This window comes from Mycobacterium riyadhense (assembly GCF_963853645.1).
GTDB lineage: Bacteria > Actinomycetota > Actinomycetes > Mycobacteriales > Mycobacteriaceae > Mycobacterium > Mycobacterium riyadhense.
Map to the genome: position 1 here is coordinate 5,887,490 of NZ_OY970456.1, position 14,609 is coordinate 5,902,098.

12 protein-coding genes, 1 tRNA gene and 1 other RNA gene are annotated in these 14,609 nt (G+C 65.7%); 9 read left to right on the top strand and 5 right to left on the bottom strand.

The genetic code is table 11. From position 1 onward, the window contains the following. Position 1 precedes the first annotated feature (1 nt). From AADZ78_RS25925 to ffs, 3 genes are all read right to left on the bottom strand, one after another. On the bottom strand, positions 2–1,723 hold the full coding sequence (locus AADZ78_RS25925; RefSeq protein WP_085252801.1) for a DNA polymerase III subunits gamma/tau: 1,722 nt from the start codon (positions 1,721–1,723) through the stop codon (positions 2–4). A 36-nt stretch (positions 1,724–1,759) separates the two neighbouring features. Continuing rightward, entirely contained in the window at positions 1,760–3,046 is a 1,287-nt protein-coding gene (locus AADZ78_RS25930; protein WP_169726402.1) for an aminotransferase class I/II-fold pyridoxal phosphate-dependent enzyme, read from the bottom strand. Between the two features lie 46 nt (positions 3,047–3,092). Beyond that, an RNA gene (gene ffs, locus AADZ78_RS25935) (signal recognition particle sRNA small type) lies at positions 3,093–3,189 on the bottom strand. A 58-nt stretch (positions 3,190–3,247) separates the two neighbouring features. On the opposite strand from ffs, the gene AADZ78_RS25940 reads away from it, so the two are divergent. Next, positions 3,248–3,333 (top strand) — tRNA-Ser (locus tag AADZ78_RS25940). Between the two features lie 92 nt (positions 3,334–3,425). Beyond that, positions 3,426–4,211 (top strand): hypothetical protein, encoded by a 786-nt coding sequence (locus AADZ78_RS25945; protein ID WP_085252799.1) that lies wholly within the window; start codon positions 3,426–3,428, stop codon positions 4,209–4,211. On the opposite strand, the gene AADZ78_RS25950 is transcribed toward AADZ78_RS25945, so the two are convergent. Then, positions 4,212–4,925, bottom strand: a complete 714-nt coding sequence (locus AADZ78_RS25950) for an enoyl-CoA hydratase/isomerase family protein (RefSeq protein ID WP_239656671.1) — start codon at positions 4,923–4,925, stop codon at positions 4,212–4,214. Between the two features lie 167 nt (positions 4,926–5,092). Between AADZ78_RS25950 and AADZ78_RS25955 the strand changes: the two genes are divergently transcribed. The 3 genes from AADZ78_RS25955 to AADZ78_RS25965 all read left to right on the top strand — a co-directional run bounded on the left by AADZ78_RS25955 (position 5,093) and on the right by AADZ78_RS25965 (position 8,687). After that, on the top strand, positions 5,093–5,533 hold the full coding sequence (locus AADZ78_RS25955; RefSeq protein WP_204081788.1) for a lipoprotein LpqH: 441 nt from the start codon (positions 5,093–5,095) through the stop codon (positions 5,531–5,533). A 98-nt stretch (positions 5,534–5,631) separates the two neighbouring features. Beyond that, complete coding sequence (locus AADZ78_RS25960) at positions 5,632–7,338, top strand: hypothetical protein (RefSeq protein WP_085252798.1); 1,707 nt, start codon at positions 5,632–5,634, stop codon at positions 7,336–7,338. Continuing rightward, on the top strand, positions 7,335–8,687 hold the full coding sequence (locus tag AADZ78_RS25965) for a CHAT domain-containing protein (RefSeq protein ID WP_085252797.1): 1,353 nt from the start codon (positions 7,335–7,337) through the stop codon (positions 8,685–8,687). Before AADZ78_RS25960 ends, AADZ78_RS25965 begins: the two co-directional genes overlap by 4 nt. A gap of 4 nt (positions 8,688–8,691) precedes the next feature. Here the strand turns inward: AADZ78_RS25965 and AADZ78_RS25970 are convergent, their stop codons facing one another. Beyond that, a complete protein-coding gene (locus tag AADZ78_RS25970; protein ID WP_372510542.1) occupies positions 8,692–9,078 on the bottom strand; it encodes a hypothetical protein in 387 nt (128 codons plus the stop codon). Positions 9,079–9,123: 45 nt separating this feature from the next. Between AADZ78_RS25970 and AADZ78_RS25975 the strand changes: the two genes are divergently transcribed. The 4 genes from AADZ78_RS25975 to AADZ78_RS25990 are packed head-to-tail and all read left to right on the top strand — an operon-like array spanning position 9,124 to position 14,468. Then, entirely contained in the window at positions 9,124–10,452 is a 1,329-nt protein-coding gene (locus tag AADZ78_RS25975) for a hypothetical protein (RefSeq protein WP_085252795.1), read from the top strand. Continuing rightward, complete coding sequence (locus tag AADZ78_RS25980) at positions 10,449–11,549, top strand: hypothetical protein (RefSeq protein ID WP_085252794.1); 1,101 nt, start codon at positions 10,449–10,451, stop codon at positions 11,547–11,549. The genes AADZ78_RS25975 and AADZ78_RS25980 overlap by 4 nt, the downstream gene beginning before the upstream one ends. A gap of 17 nt (positions 11,550–11,566) precedes the next feature. Beyond that, complete coding sequence (locus tag AADZ78_RS25985; RefSeq protein ID WP_085252793.1) at positions 11,567–12,622, top strand: dihydrodipicolinate reductase; 1,056 nt, start codon at positions 11,567–11,569, stop codon at positions 12,620–12,622. A gap of 34 nt (positions 12,623–12,656) precedes the next feature. Next, positions 12,657–14,468, top strand: coding sequence for a PPE family protein (locus AADZ78_RS25990; RefSeq protein WP_085252792.1), 1,812 nt, complete (start codon positions 12,657–12,659; stop codon positions 14,466–14,468). Positions 14,469–14,609: the final 141 nt, after the last annotated feature.

Below are 14,609 nucleotides of genomic sequence, written 5' to 3' on the forward strand. Positions count from 1 at the left end.
CCTAGCCGTCAATACGCCGGGCGCCCAGTTCGTTCTGCAGTAACTCCAGCGCGACCTCTTCGGGGTCGCGACGCGGAGCTGACGCGTCGTTGCGGCCCGCCTCGGCGAGCATGCTTTCCTCTTCGTCGCGCTGAGCGGAATTCACTTCGGGGGCCGGCTCTTCCACCTTGGGAGCCGGGGCGCTGGGTGCGGGCTCGGCTGCGCCCGTCTCACACCGAACCCGCCAGTCGACTCCCAGCGTGTCTTTGAGCGCCTCGGCGATAACGTCGGCGTTGCGCTGCTCGGACAGCCTCTTGGCCAGTGGCGCCGAATCGTGGCTCAGCACCAGTGTGTTGCCCTCGAGCGCACGAACCGTCGCGCCCGCCAGCATCACCTCGGTGGTGCGACTGCGCTGGCGCACCTTGTCACGCACCTCTCGCCATATGCTGCGAACCGCGGCCGCGTTGAGCTCACCCGGGGCCGGAGTCGGTTCGGGCGCTGGGGTTGGAGCGGGTTCCGGCGCAGGCGCGGGTTTCGGTTCTGCGGGCGCGGCAGCAACGGGCCGGGGCGTCTCCGATACGGGGACCGACATCGCCAGCCGGGTCTCGATCCGTTCGACACGTTGCAACAGCGCCGATTCGGCGTCGCTGGCCGACGGCAGCAGCAACCGCGCGCAGACGACCTCAAGCAGCAGCCGAGGCGCCGTGGCACCGCGCATTTCGCCCAGCCCCGCCTGTACCACTTCCGCGTATCGGGTCAGGGTCGCCGTCCCGATCCGATCCGCCTGTTCCCGCATCCGGTCCAGCACGTCCTCCGGGGCGTCCACCACGCCGCGGGATGCCGCGTCGGGAACCGCTTGCATCACGATCAGATCCCGGAATCGCTCCAACAGATCGGTGGCGAAGCGCCTCGGATCGTGACCGGCATCGATCACCGATTCGACCGCCCGGAACAGCGCCGCGGCATCTGAAGCACCCAACGCGTCGACCGCATCATCGATCAGAGCGACGTCGGTGGCGCCGAGCAGTCCCAGGGCGCGGTGGTAGGTCACGTGACCACCTTCGGCTCCAGCCGCCAGCTGATCGAGCACCGAGAGGGTATCGCGGGGCGAACCTCCGCCGGCTCGGATCACCAGCGGATACACCGCGTCGTCGACGACGACGCCCTCCTGCTCACAGATCCGCGTGATCAACGCCCGCATCGTGCGCGGCGGCAACAGCCGGAATGGATAGTGATGGGTGCGCGACCGAATCGTCGGCAGCACCTTTTCCGGTTCGGTGGTGGCAAATATGAAGATGAGGTGCTCGGGCGGCTCCTCCACGATCTTGAGCAGCGCATTGAAACCCGCCGTGGTCACCATGTGGGCTTCGTCCACGATGAACACGCGGTATCGCGATTGGGCCGGCGCGTAGAAGGCGCGGTCGCGCAGCTCACGGGTGTCGTCCACACCGCCATGACTGGCGGCGTCCAGCTCTACCACGTCGATGCTGCCGGGTGCGTTCGGCGCCAGCGACACGCAGGAGTCGCACGCACCGCACGGCGTGGCCGTGGGTCCCTGTGCGCAGTTCAACGACCGTGCCAAAATGCGCGCCGACGACGTCTTTCCGCAGCCTCGCGGCCCGGAGAACAGGTACGCATGGTTGATGCGGCCGGCCTCTAAAGCGATGGATAACGGCTCGGTGACGTGCTCCTGCCCGACCACCTCGGCGAAGGTTGCCGGTCGATACTTGCGGTACAGAGCCACCTCAGCAGGCTACTTGGGCTGGGTGACAGCGGCCTGTCAGGGCATCGATGCAAGATTGAGCGCTGACTCGGTTGCCGCCAGCAGCGCGCAGGTGGCCAGTCCGTCGACCGCGTTCCGCAGGTCGGGCAGTGACGGGAACGTGGGCGCGATGCGGATATTCTTGTCGTCCGGATCTTTTCGGTACGGGAACGAAGAGCCGGCCTCGGTAACCGCGATACCTGCGTCCTTGGCCAGGGCGACGGTCCTACGTGCGGTGCCGGGCAACACGTCGAGGCTAACGAAGTAGCCGCCCTTCGGCTCGGTCCAGGAGGCGATCTTGGAGTCGGTCAGCCGCTGATCCAGAATCTCGAGCGTCAGAGCGAACTTTGGCGCCAGTATCTGCTGGTGGCGCAGCATGTGCAGGCGCACCCCGTCGGCGTCGCCGAAGAAGCGCAGATGCCGCAGCTGGTTGACCTTGTCCGGACCGATCGTTTTCTTGCCGGCGTACTGCAGATACCACGCGATGTTGCCCAGCGATCCGCCGAGGAAGCTGACGCCGGCGCCGGCGAAGGTGATTTTCGATGTGGACGCAAACACATACGGCCGGTTCGGGTTGCCCGCCTTGGCGGCCAGCCCGAGTACGTCAATCTGGCGGACGAAATCCAGCGTCAGGGTGTGCACGGCATACGCGTTGTCCCAGAACAACCGGAAGTCGGGTGCCGCGGTCCGCATCTGGACGAGCCGTCGAACCGTTTCCCAGGAGTAGGTCACCCCGGTGGGGTTGGCGAATACCGGTACCGCCCACATCCCCTTGATGGCTGGGTCGACGGCGACCAGTTCTTCGATCAGATCGACGTCCGGCCCGTCCGCCAACGTCGGGACCGGGATCATCTCGATGCCCATCGTCTCGGTGATCGCAAAGTGCCGGTCATACCCGGGGACGGGACACAGGAATTTGGCGCTCGGTTCGTCTTTCCAGGGCCGCGGCGAGTCGACTCCGCCGTACAACATCGAGAAGGCGACCAGGTCGTGCATCAACTCCAGGCTGGAGTTGTTTCCAGCGACCAGGTTTGGCACCGGGATGCCAAGCAGCTCCCCGAAGATGGCACGCAATCCGGGCAGGCCGTGCAGGCCGCCGTAGTTGCGGGTGTCGGTGCCCTCGGGGTCGCGGTAGTCGTCCCCGGGCAAGCTCAGCAGCTGGTTGGACAGGTTGAGCTGCTCCGGGGCGGGTTTGCCGCGGGTGAGATCCAGGGCCAGCTTCTTGGCCTGCAGATCCGCATAGTCCTGCCGATGGCGGGCGTGCAGCGTCGCGAGCTCTTCAGGGCTGAGGGAATCGAACGCCACCACACGGCCTTTCGGTCCTACGCACAAGTACTGGCTCTGCCCCCCGACTAAGGGGACCCCGCGCACCCGACAGAGCCCATTGACCCTTGCTGCCTTCCGGCCCTGGGGGAGTTCACAGGATAAACGCCGCGCGGGGTCCATCGCGAGTGTAATACGGCGACTGCAAGACACCTGGCGGGGCTCAGCGGCTACCATGGCCACGGAGGATTCGCCTAGTGGCCTATGGCGCTCGCCTGGAACGCGGGTTGGGTTAACAGCCCTCGCGGGTTCAAATCCCGCATCCTCCGCAACCGGGTTCGCCCTGCCTTCAGGCATGGGCGACCATGATGTGGGTTCTGGTGGCCTAGGCTGGCTTGATCTCACCAGCACAAGGAGGGGTATGGCGCGCAAGTGGGCCATCCTTTGGCACGCGTGGTTTTCGATTGGCGCCGGCATCCTCTTCTTCTATTTCGTATTGCCCCGCTGGCCTGAGCTGGTGGGCGAAACCTCGCACACGCTCGGGACAGCGCTTCGGATTGTGACGGGCGTGGTGGTCGGCCTGGCGGCGCTCCCGGTGGTGTTCACGCTGTTGCGCACCCGCAAGCCCGAGCTCGGAGTTCCGCAGCTGGCGCTCTCGTTACGAACCTGGTCGATCGTGGCCCATGTGCTGGCGGGGGTGCTCATCGTCGGCACCGCGATCAGCGAGATCTGGTTCACCCTGGATGCCGCCGGACGGTGGTTGTTCGGGATCTACGGGGCCGCCGCCGCCGTCGCAGTACTCGGGTTTTTCGCGTTCTACCTGTCGTTCGTCGCAGAACTGCCGCCGCCGCCACCCAAACCGCTCAAGCCGAAGAAGCCCAAGAAGCGGCGTCTTCGCGGCAAGAAGCGCAAGGCTGCCGAGGTCGAAGAGGCCGAAGAGATCGAAGAGGCCGAAGAGGCCGAAGCGGCCGAAGCGGAGGTCGAAGAGGCCGAAGAGGCCGAAGCGGAGGCCGGCGACACTGAGGAAGCCGAAACGGTAGCCCAGGCCGAGGAGACGCCCGACGAGCCGGCCGAGACGGAACCCGAATCAGCTACCGAAGAAGCGGTCGCCGAGCAGCCCCGGCCTGCCTTGCGTAACCGTCGCCCGACCGGCAAGACGTCGCATCGGCGCCGGCGCACCCGTGGCGGGGTCGCTGTCGAGGAGTGACTAACGGCGCCGCAGACGCTCCAAGTAGTCGGCGATGAGCTGGCGTGTTTGGTCGGCACCCCAGAGTTCGCGGACCTCGCGGTCCACGTCGCTAGATTCGCGGATCCGCGCCAAGGTTGGACCGCGTAGCTGGGCCTTGGTGTGGCGGTAGGCATCGGCCGGAATGTCACCGAGGTCGGACGCCTCCGCTACGGCAGCCTCGATGAGACCCTCGGCGACGACGCTGTGCGCAAGTCCCCTGGCGACCGCCTCGGCTCCCCGATAATTGCGGCCACCGAGCAGCACTTCCTCGGCGTGGTCGCCGCATGCGTAGCGCATCACCTCCAGAGCGGCGACGGGAAACGGCACTCCAACACGTACCTCCGATGCCCCGATCTGCGCATCGGGGCTGATCACGCGTCGGTCGCAGGCGCACGCAAGCACACATCCGCCGGCGATGGCGGCCCCGTTGATCGCGGCCACCGTCGGTCCCGGATAGCCGAACATGGCCTCGAACGCCTCCGCGAGCGCCGGGACCAACCGATCGGTGTATTCGGCCCCGCCCTCGAGAACGCGGTTGAGGTCGACGCCGGCGCAGTACACCCGGCCGGCCCCGGTGACTACCAGCGCGCCACCACCCGACCACGCCCGTTGCCGGATGGCGTCGGTCAGCTCCCCCAGCAGCTCGACATCGAGGGCGTTCACCCGTCCCGATGACAGGGTCAACACGGTCACAGATTGCACGGTCTGAATCTCAATCACACTGACAGCCTGGCACCCGAAGATATTGGGATCGGTAGCGATGCGTGCGGTCTGTACTTACCGCCATGACGACGCCAACGGGGCGGCGCATGACGGAAGGAAATCCAGTGAATCGTGTTCTCGCGGCTGCGATCGGAACCATTGGCTGCGCATCGGCGCTGGTGGGTTGCTCCAGCGGCGGCCACACAGCCAGCCCGGCATCGAGCGTTTCCACCGGCGGTGGCGGCACCGTTGTCCAGGTTGGCGGAACTGACCTCCCCGGCTTGAACCCCGCCTCGGTGACCTGCGTCAAGCAGGCCGGGAAAATCAACATCGGCAGTGGCTCCACTGGAGGCCAGCAACAGGCGTTGGCGGTGGTGATGACGGACGCGAATCCCCCGACGGTCGATTCCCTGGCACTCGTTGTCGATGGCAATGCCCTATCGGTCGCCGACAACATGGGCGCCAAGGTCGGCTCGGCGAAGGTGTCGGTGGACGGCAAGACCTACACCATCACGGGTCAGGCACAGGGCGCCGACTTGAAGAATCCGATGGCGGGGATGATCACCAAGGACTTCAACATCAAGGTGTCCTGCGGTTGATCGAGGGGTATTCCGCGCGGCGGACATGCAGCGCATGTCCGCCGCTTCGGGCTAGATCGACCGCCCGCGCACCCGCCCATCGGACTTATGATGCAGCCGTGTCGATCGCCGGCGACCTGGAACGCGCGCGCCGCCTGGCGTTCGCCGCCGACGAGGGCGGGGCTCGGGATCTGCTGCTGTCCCTGATCCCACAGATCGAGCAGGCCGATCGAGACGATCTGCTGCTGGAAGTCTTCGCGCAACTGGGTGAGATCTACCTGGCCCGAGGCGCGAACGATGGAGTCCAAGAATCCATCCAGCGCATTCGTGATTGTTTGGCCAGTTACTCGGGAATCCTTGCCGGCACCAGGCCCGAAGCGGCCAGCCAGGTGCGGATGTCTGGCGCCCAGATCGCGTATATGGTCCGTCGATACTCGCGGCGGGCCCAGTTCCTGCAAACCGGCCTGGCCGCGGCACAGGGCGATCATGAAGGCGCCGAGGCGGCACTGGCGGCGCTAGCCGACGACAGCGCAGCGCCAGAACTCGCCGACGAGCATGCCTACCTGCTCACCTACGCACGGATCCTGTGCGCGTCCGCGCTCTGCGAAGACGACCTGCATGTGCGGTCACTTCCATTGTGGCAGCAGGTGCTCGGCGCTATCGCGGACACCAAATGCGCCGACTTCCTTCGGGTTACCGGAGCCACCGCATACGGCAGATTCTGCGTCGAGACCGGGCGACTGACCGAAGCCGAGCCCTGGCTGCGTCGGGCCGGCGCTTGCGCAGAGGCTAATGGCTGGGAATTAGCTACTGCTAGAACACAATTGGAGCGAGCCGCGGCACGTTGGTCCGCGGGTGACCACGTGGCGACCGAGCAGCTGGTATCGGAGGCCTATCCCGTCATCGCCAAATACGCCCGAGCTCATGACGTCTCCCGATGCTGGCTTTATCTCGGTCTCACCCGGTTGGGAAGCGGCGCTTTGGAGGCCGCCGACCAGTGCTGGGAGCACGCCGAGAAGCACTGGCGTGAACTCGGAAAGCCGCTGCACCTGCACCGTATTCTGCTGCAACGCAGCTGGATAGCTATCTTTTGGGGCCACTTCGCGGAAGCGGTGGAGATGATCGCCCAGGCACGGGAATTGCTCGACTCATCACCACGCAGCAGTTGGCTGCAGTACGCCCAACTCGACAATCACCTTGGAACCGTCTGGCGTGCGGATGCTTTGACGGACTTGGGGTTGGACGCGGCCGGCGACCCTGATGAGACGTTGCAGGAAACCGAAGCGCGGCACGCCGAGGCGCTTGGCGTCCTGCACGGCGAGGTTGGCACGCCGGAGTACTGGCGCGCAATGACAAAGCTCGAACAGGCAGCTGAGCTCAAAGTACCCGCCGCGTTGGCAGTCGACTCGGTGCGGTACTCGATCGCCGACGCCGACGCGAGATCGCGTTGGGCGGCCCAGATTTCGGCGCCGATTCTGGCGGGCGCCTTCGCCGTCGCGTGGGAATGGGAGAACACCCAACTGGTCAGCGAGCTCGTCGAATATCACAGCGCACGAGGAACTTTCAACACCGAACCGACAAGGCAGGAAACAAGTGAGTGGGCATCGACGGCCACGACACCGGTGATCATCGATACCACGCAGGCTCTGGCCGCCGCCGGACCGTCGTCGCAAGGAGGTAGCTCGCTCACGCGTCTCGGCCCGCTGCCGCCGTTACAGATGCAACCGGACGCCGAGCCCATCATGAGTCACTATCGCGCGCTGGCGTTTCAGCGATACGGCCGTGACGTCACAGCGGCTGAGCCGGCCTGGTCGACTTGGCCATGAGCGACCCGGACCGACTGACTCTGGTCCTGCGCTACGCCGACGTCGGCATCGCCACGTACGCCAGTTTGCGGATAGTCGGACAACCCGCAAAGACCGTCACCTGGGTGGTGGAGGAACCGATCCTGCTGGCAGCCTTGCAAGAACTGACCGATGCCCTGCCCGAACCCCACGGCGCCGAAAGCGGTCGGGACGCCATCGAGCGAGCCTTGGCCAGGGGTCCATTCGCGGCGCCGGACACCGAACTGACGGCCGCCTACATCCTGGGCGTGCTGCTGATCGGTCCGGCGGGGTGGCAGCTGCTGGCGGAGTGCGTCGCATCGCCGCGCCCGATTCTGTTCGTCTCACCCAGTGCCCGGCTGGCACGTGTCCCCTGGGGACTGTTGGCGATCCCGAAATCTGGCCCAAGCAAAGAAGAACTGGTGCGAGCGCGCTACGAAGCCATTACCGCCAGTGGAACGGCGGCAGCCCGGATCCCATGGCGGCTTGACGACATCAACGAGCACACCGACGGCTATCGCCTGATGGAGCTGGTCGACGTGCTGATGGCGGTCCCCCAGAACATCGTGCACGCGCAGCGAGCCCCCGCGCGATGGGACGCCAGGCAAGACCGTCCACCCGTCCTGATTCTGGATCCTCGGATACCCGGCCAGCGCCCGGATTCCGCGCTCGGGTCGGTGCTCGGTAGGCCCTCGGATCAAACACCATTGGCGCGCCACTTCGCCGAAGTGATGCACCGTCGCGCGGTGTTCCCGGAAGTCGACAACGCGGTCGAATTATTCCGCCGACAGGATGCCGACCGCAGGTGGTTGACGCACGTGTTGGCGCAGCGCCCGAGTCGGCTGATGTATGTCGGCCATGCAAGTTCAGCTGCTAGCCAGGCTGATCGAGCGGCGCTCCATCTGGCTTGCGCCGCACAGCTTCCCGGAGACGCCGACGCCATCGGTGACCACCGTCCGCTCACCGCGTCGGACCTGATGTCACTGCAGCTACCCATGCCACCGCGAGTAGCGTTGCTGGCCTGCGCATCCGGTGGCGACTACCGATTCGACGAGGCGACCGGCCTGGTGGCGGCGATGATCCTGGGCGGGGCTCAGTTGGTGACGGCGACGTTGTGGTCACTGCCCACTACCGCAGCCTATCGGCAGTTCGCCTGCGCTAGCGCAGATCTGACTGATCCGATGACCCAGGTGGTTGTTGCGGTGGATCGCGCACACGAGGCCGTCGACGCCGGGTGTGCGGTGAATCGTTGGCAACGAGAACAAATGCGGTTATGGCGGGACGGGACCGTCACCGCCAGCCCGCTGTATTGGGGCGCGCTGGTCACTTTCGCTGTCGACGGTGCACGATAATGGATCACACCAAGGTCAGACTTCTCGCGCGCACCGCTAAGACGTCGTCGGGTAGCGAAAGCCGTTCGCGGGCAGCGGGATCGAACGCAACCAGCACGACCAGCCCGGGACGTAACATTGATGTTTCCGGATCTGAGTCGTCGTGCACCAACCGACCCACGAACGTGTCGCCGTGCACACTGGCAACCTCGATCCAGATCTCCCGCTCTCCGGCGGCGGCGTCAGATTCTTCGGCGTCGACGACCGTGCCAACTCCGACGGTGGGGCGTGCTTCGGCAGCGTGGCGCCGGCGGGTAAGTCGTCCGACGAGGAACACCGAGGCGCCAATCGCGAGCAGCTTCAACTTGTTCATGCCACTAGCTTCGAGGCGTCGACTGGCTACCGAACCCAACTTTCGGGGTGTCACTAATTTCAGTGTTGCCCCTATCCTGTGGAGATGAGCCCGGGTCCGCAGGTAGCGAGCGCCGAGAACGTCGCAGCGGTCGGGCATGCCCGCCGGGCGGTGATCGACCAGGCGTGGCGCGCAATCGGTCCCGGCGTCGGGGTGCTCAGCAGCGATGACGGCGGCCCGCTGAGCCGGACGGTCAAACGTATCATCGATCCGCTGGTGTTGCGACTGCGATCGAATCCTCAATATTCGGCCCCGGTTGTGGCCGCCGAGACGGCATCGGCGATGCACGATCTCATCGTTGCGAGCGGTCCGCAATTGCGTTTCGCTGCAGCGTGGTTCGAGGTTCTCAAACTCGAGCGTCGCAGGCAGCGGATTCGCAGCGGTAATGCCCAGGAGCTGTACTTTCCGGTGTGCTTCGAGCTCGCGGTGACCAAAGGCGCACCCGAGGCCCAAGATCGCGACACGCCGGCCGCGGTGCTCCACGAGATTCACCACGGCCGCGACCGCACCGCCATCGAGGTACTGAATGAGTACGTGGCCAGTTCCGAGATCGTCGCCACACTGAGCGATCAACTCGAGCGCAGCTGGCGCGACGTGCGGGCCAGCGACACGGTAATCGAACCGTTCCTGGCCGAGCTGACCACCGTGCTGGGGCCCGCCACCACCCACAATGCTGCTACAGCGCGCCAACGCGTCTGGTCGACCATGATCGCCGACGCCACACCGTACAACCTGGGTGCACTCGCACGCGCCGACGCGGCGGAGCTGCCCTGGTCGATTGTCAATCTGGGCTTGAGTTCTGCTGCGCCGCAACGGCAACCAACGATCAACGGAGGTTCCGACAGCGACCGTCCACTGGATCGCAGCGTGGTGGACCGGGTGCGCGCCACCTTGCGACGCGCCCTGGATCGCGACGCTTTGCCCGACATCCCGCTGCTGTGCGCGGAAGAGGTCGACCGCGCCAGCGCACCGTGGGGACTGCTGGCCGAGGACAAGCAGGCCACCCTGGTGGCCGGCATCGAGGTCGCGATCGAGCTTGCGCCGTTGGACCGGTCCGTCACCAGCCGCTACGCCTTGGCCGCCCAGATCCAGGCCAGGCTGCGCAAGGAGGCCTATGTCCTGCACGCGCGGCGCTATCTCGCCGAGGGCGGCCCAATCCATCCCCGGCAACGCCAGGTGGTCGACGACCTCGCCTCCTACGCACAGCCGTACCTCAGCCGGCTGTGGGCGCGACTGCATGGTCGTGACGTCTGGCAGGAGCCATGCGACGACGTCGACGACGTGCGGTCGCTGCTCGAGGGCGTGGCCAGATCGGTGAGCCTCGACCACCGGCAACGGATCAAGGCGATGCTCGAATTGCAGGTCGCGGGATGAGATTGGTTGCCGAGTCCGGCCTGTGGACCACCGGACGCCCTACTGCGCCATGGCCATTGGCCGCGGTGCTGGAGGTCAGCGGCGCGGTGTTGTCCTGGACGATTGACGAGCAGGCCGACGCCATCCACATCACCTTCACCGATGTGTCTCGCGCCGACTGGCTTTGGCGCGTCGTCGGTCAGTCTGGGTATGTGGATCTGGTTTCTGCCCTGGGTGCGGCCGCTCCCGACGAGCCACGCAGCATCGACCTCACCGGCGTCGACATCGCGCCGGGATCGCTGGCCCCGCTGCGCAGGTTGGCGGTGGGTCATTGGTTGCGGCGCTGGTGGCCCGCAAGTCAGCGGGACGGCATTGCGGGCCTGGACCACTCGCTGCTCGACGTCGAGATCGCGACGCTGACGGCCGGCGCGCAAGACTTTTTCACCGACGACACCCTGGATTCCGACGTGGCCGAGCTGCTGGCGCCGCACGCCGCGTCCCTGATGACATACCTCAGGAGTGATGACGAGCGCGTCCGAAAACTGGTCCGCGCCGGGGTCGAAATTGCCGACGAGGTCGGCATCGATGTTGAGTCGAGCACCGCCCTGGACATCCCGACCGGGCGACAGGATGACTACGCACTGGCCGCCGGCACTGACGGGAATCCGCTGGGTTCGGCGACGATCGCCCGCGGCGTCGCGTCGATCAGCTGGGCTGCGGTCCCACCCGGAGTTTTCGACGCGGCCGAGGACACCGTCTCCTGGAGTGTCGAGGCGGCCGGCGCGGCGGTGGTCGCCGTCGTGCGCGCGGCCGTCGTCGGACCGGATCCGGCCACCGGCATCCCCGTGCGGGTGCGCTCCGGCGACGTCCGGGGCACAGGCGCCCTGGGATCCGACGGCCACGCCACGCTGCCATTGGTCGACGCCGCGCAGCGGCCGGTAACGGAATCGTCGGCCTGGAACCACGACTGGCCGACGACGTCGGTGGTCATCGGGGCCGACCTGGCCGAGTCACGCCAGACCCGGGACCGGATCCGCAGCTGGGCGCGCGCACGGTTGGACCGGCCACCGGACGACGCATTCCTCGCCGAGATCCTGGCGGCCGAATCTGCCTACTGAGCGCCTATGCTGAGCGAGTGCCCAACAGTTATCGCGTCGTGCAATGGACCACCGGAAATGTCGGCAAGAGCTCGGTCCGGGCGATCGCAGCGAACCCCGCGCTGGAATTGGTGGGGTGTTATGCGTGGTCGCCAGAGAAGGCCGGACGTGATGCCGGCGAGCTGTGTGGTATCGAGCCGCTGGGGGTGACCGCCAGCAGTGACGTCGACGCGCTGCTCTCGCTGAAGCCGGATTGCGTGGTCTACAACCCGATGTGGATCGACGTCGATGAACTGGTCCGCATCCTGTCGGCGGGCGTCAATGTGGTCACCACCGCGGCCTTCATTACCGGGCACAGCCTGGGTGCCGGCCGCGACCGCATCCTCGAGGCGTGCCGGAAGGGCGGCTCGACGATCTTCGGGTCCGGCGTCAGTCCCGGCTTTGCTGAGCTGTTGGCCATCGTGTCGGCTGTGGTGTGCAACCGCGTCGACAAGGTCACCGTCAACGAGGCCGCTGACACCACGTTCTACGACTCGCCGGCGACCGAGAAACCGGTGGGCTTCGGGCAGCCGATCGACCACGCGGAGCTGCAAACGATGACTGCCCAGGGAACGGCCATCTTCGCCGAGGCTGTCCGATTGGTCGCCGACGCACTGGGCGTCGAACTCGACGACGTTCGCTGTGTGGCCGAGTATGCAAAGACCACAGCCGATCTCGACCTCGGATCGTGGACCATACCCGCGGGATGCGTCGCAGGCGTCTACGCAAGCTGGCGTGGGGTGCGCGGCGACCAGACGGTCGTGGAGCTCAACGTCCGGTGGCGTAAAGGACAGACGCTCGAACCTGACTGGAAGATCGACCAAGACGGCTGGATCATCCAGATCGACGGGCAGCCGACCGTAACAACGAAGGTCAGCTTCTTGCCGCCGCCATACTTCCAAGCCGAGACGATCGCCGACTTCATGGTGCTCGGGCACGTCATGACGACGATGCCCACCATCAACGCGATCCCGGCCGTCGTTGCCGCCGCCCCCGGCATCGTCACTTACAACGACCTGCCGTTGACACTCCCCCGCGGATTGGTCCCAAACTAGATAGAGTTCTGGGCGGGGAGGAAGACCGCAAACCATGAACTTTCTGGTATTGCCGCCGGAGATCAATTCGGCACAAATTCTTGCCGGCGCGGGGTCCGCTCCAATGCTGGCCGCGGCGGCGGCCTGGGACGGACTGGCCAATGAATTGGCCTTGGCGGCAACCTCATTCAGCTCGGCGACGTCGAACCTTTCGCGGCAAGCCTGGCAGGGCGCAGCCGCGGCGGCGATGGCCACCAGGGCGGCCGAGTATGTGGGGCGGCTGAACGCGGCGTCCGTCCTAGCTGGGGCCGCGGCTGCCCAAGCAAAGACGGCGGCCGCGGTCTACGAAGCGGCGGTTGCAGCCACGGTCCATCCAGCGATGATCACGGCCAACCGCACGCGGCTGGCGTCGCTTGTCTGGTCGAATCTGTTCGGGCAGAACGCTCCTGCGATCGCGGCCGCCGAAGCCCACTACGAGCAGATGTGGGCCCAGGACGTGGCGGCAATGTCCGAGTACTACGCCGGGGCTTCGGCCGTGGCCACACAGTTGACACACCAGGGGCTGCAAAACGTCAATCTGGGCATCGGCAACATCGGCAATCTGAATCTGGGCAGCGGGAACACCGGCAATACCAACCTGGGTAGCGGAAACATCGGCAATAGCAACGTGGGTGGCGGAAACTACGGTCATAGCAATCTGGGCAGCGGCAACTACGGCCATACCAACCTGGGCAGCGGAAACGGCAACGTGCTGGATGGTGTGACGTCCCATTTCAACATCGGCAGCGGAAACGTCGGTGACTACAACGTTGGCTTCGGAAATTCCGGCCCCGGAGGTGGGACAGGTAACGGAAACGTCGGCAACGGAAACCAGGGCAGCCAAAACGTCGGCAGCGGCAACACCGGCAACGGCAACGTCGGCTCGGGCAACACCGGCAACGGCAACGTCGGCTACGGCAACGCCGGTAATCAAAACTGGGGACTGGGCAACACCGGAAGCAACAACATCGGTTTCGGCAACACCGGAACCAACAACATCGGCATCGGGCTCACCGGCAACAACCAAATCGGCTTCGGTGCCCTGAACTCGGGTAGCGGGAACGTCGGCTTCGGCAACTCCGGCACCAACAACATCGGCTTCTTCAATTCGGGCAGCGGAAACTTCGGCGTCGGCAATTCCGGGGTCAACAACACCGGCATCGCGAACTCCGGTGCCACCAACACCGGCATCTGGAACTCGGGTGACATCAACACCGGCATCGGGAACTCCGGCACCAGCGCGTACGGCGGAGTCAACACCGGCTTCGGAAACGGCGGATACCACAACACGGGCTTCGGGAATGGGGGCGCGTTCAACGCGGGCAGCTTCAACTCGGGCAACCACAACACGGGCGGCTTCAACTCGGGCTTCCTCAATACGGGCGCATTCAATTCCGGCTCGGTGAACACCGGCTTCGCGAACTCGGGGAGCATCAACACGGGCCTGTTCAACTCGGGCGCACTGAACACGGGGGTAGGCAGCTCGACCGACCAACCCGCCGGCAACTCGGGGTTCGGCAACTCGGGTGCGAATACCTCGGGCTTTTTCAACGGCACCGGCGCCGATAGTTCCGGGTTCGGGAACACCAGCGGTTTCGGTTTGAACTCGGGCTTCTTCAACACGGGCAGCGGTGGCCGCGCGACCGGTTACCTGAACTCGGGTGCCGGCTTCGGCGTCACCGGGTTCTTCAACTTCGGCAGCGGCGGCTTGAACTCGGGCTTTTTCAACTCCGGCGACGCCGGCGGGAACTCAGGACTGCACAACACCGGTGGCGGTAGCTCGGGTGGATTCAACGCCGGAATCGGGCAGTCGGGCTTCTTCCAGTAACCGTCTCCCGCGGCGACCGAAGCGGCCAAACCCGGTGAGTAAGAGGGGAACTGGCGATTCGTAGCGACCCCGCCGGAAGAGGGTTTGGCGTCCGCACGTTGTCGGGTATTCATCGTCATATGAGACCTCGCTGCCGGAGTT

What these genes read in the sequence shown, in the direction of transcription:
- AADZ78_RS25945 (WP_085252799.1), top strand. Translation starts at nt 3,426, where the DNA reads ATGGCGCGCAAGTGGGCCATCCTTTGGCACGCGTGGTTTTCGATTGGC.
- AADZ78_RS25965 (WP_085252797.1), top strand. Translation starts at nt 7,335, where the DNA reads ATGAGCGACCCGGACCGACTGACTCTGGTCCTGCGCTACGCCGACGTC.
- AADZ78_RS25975 (WP_085252795.1), top strand. Translation starts at nt 9,124, where the DNA reads ATGAGCCCGGGTCCGCAGGTAGCGAGCGCCGAGAACGTCGCAGCGGTC.
- AADZ78_RS25980 (WP_085252794.1), top strand. Translation starts at nt 10,449, where the DNA reads ATGAGATTGGTTGCCGAGTCCGGCCTGTGGACCACCGGACGCCCTACT.
- AADZ78_RS25990 (WP_085252792.1), top strand. Translation starts at nt 12,657, where the DNA reads ATGAACTTTCTGGTATTGCCGCCGGAGATCAATTCGGCACAAATTCTT.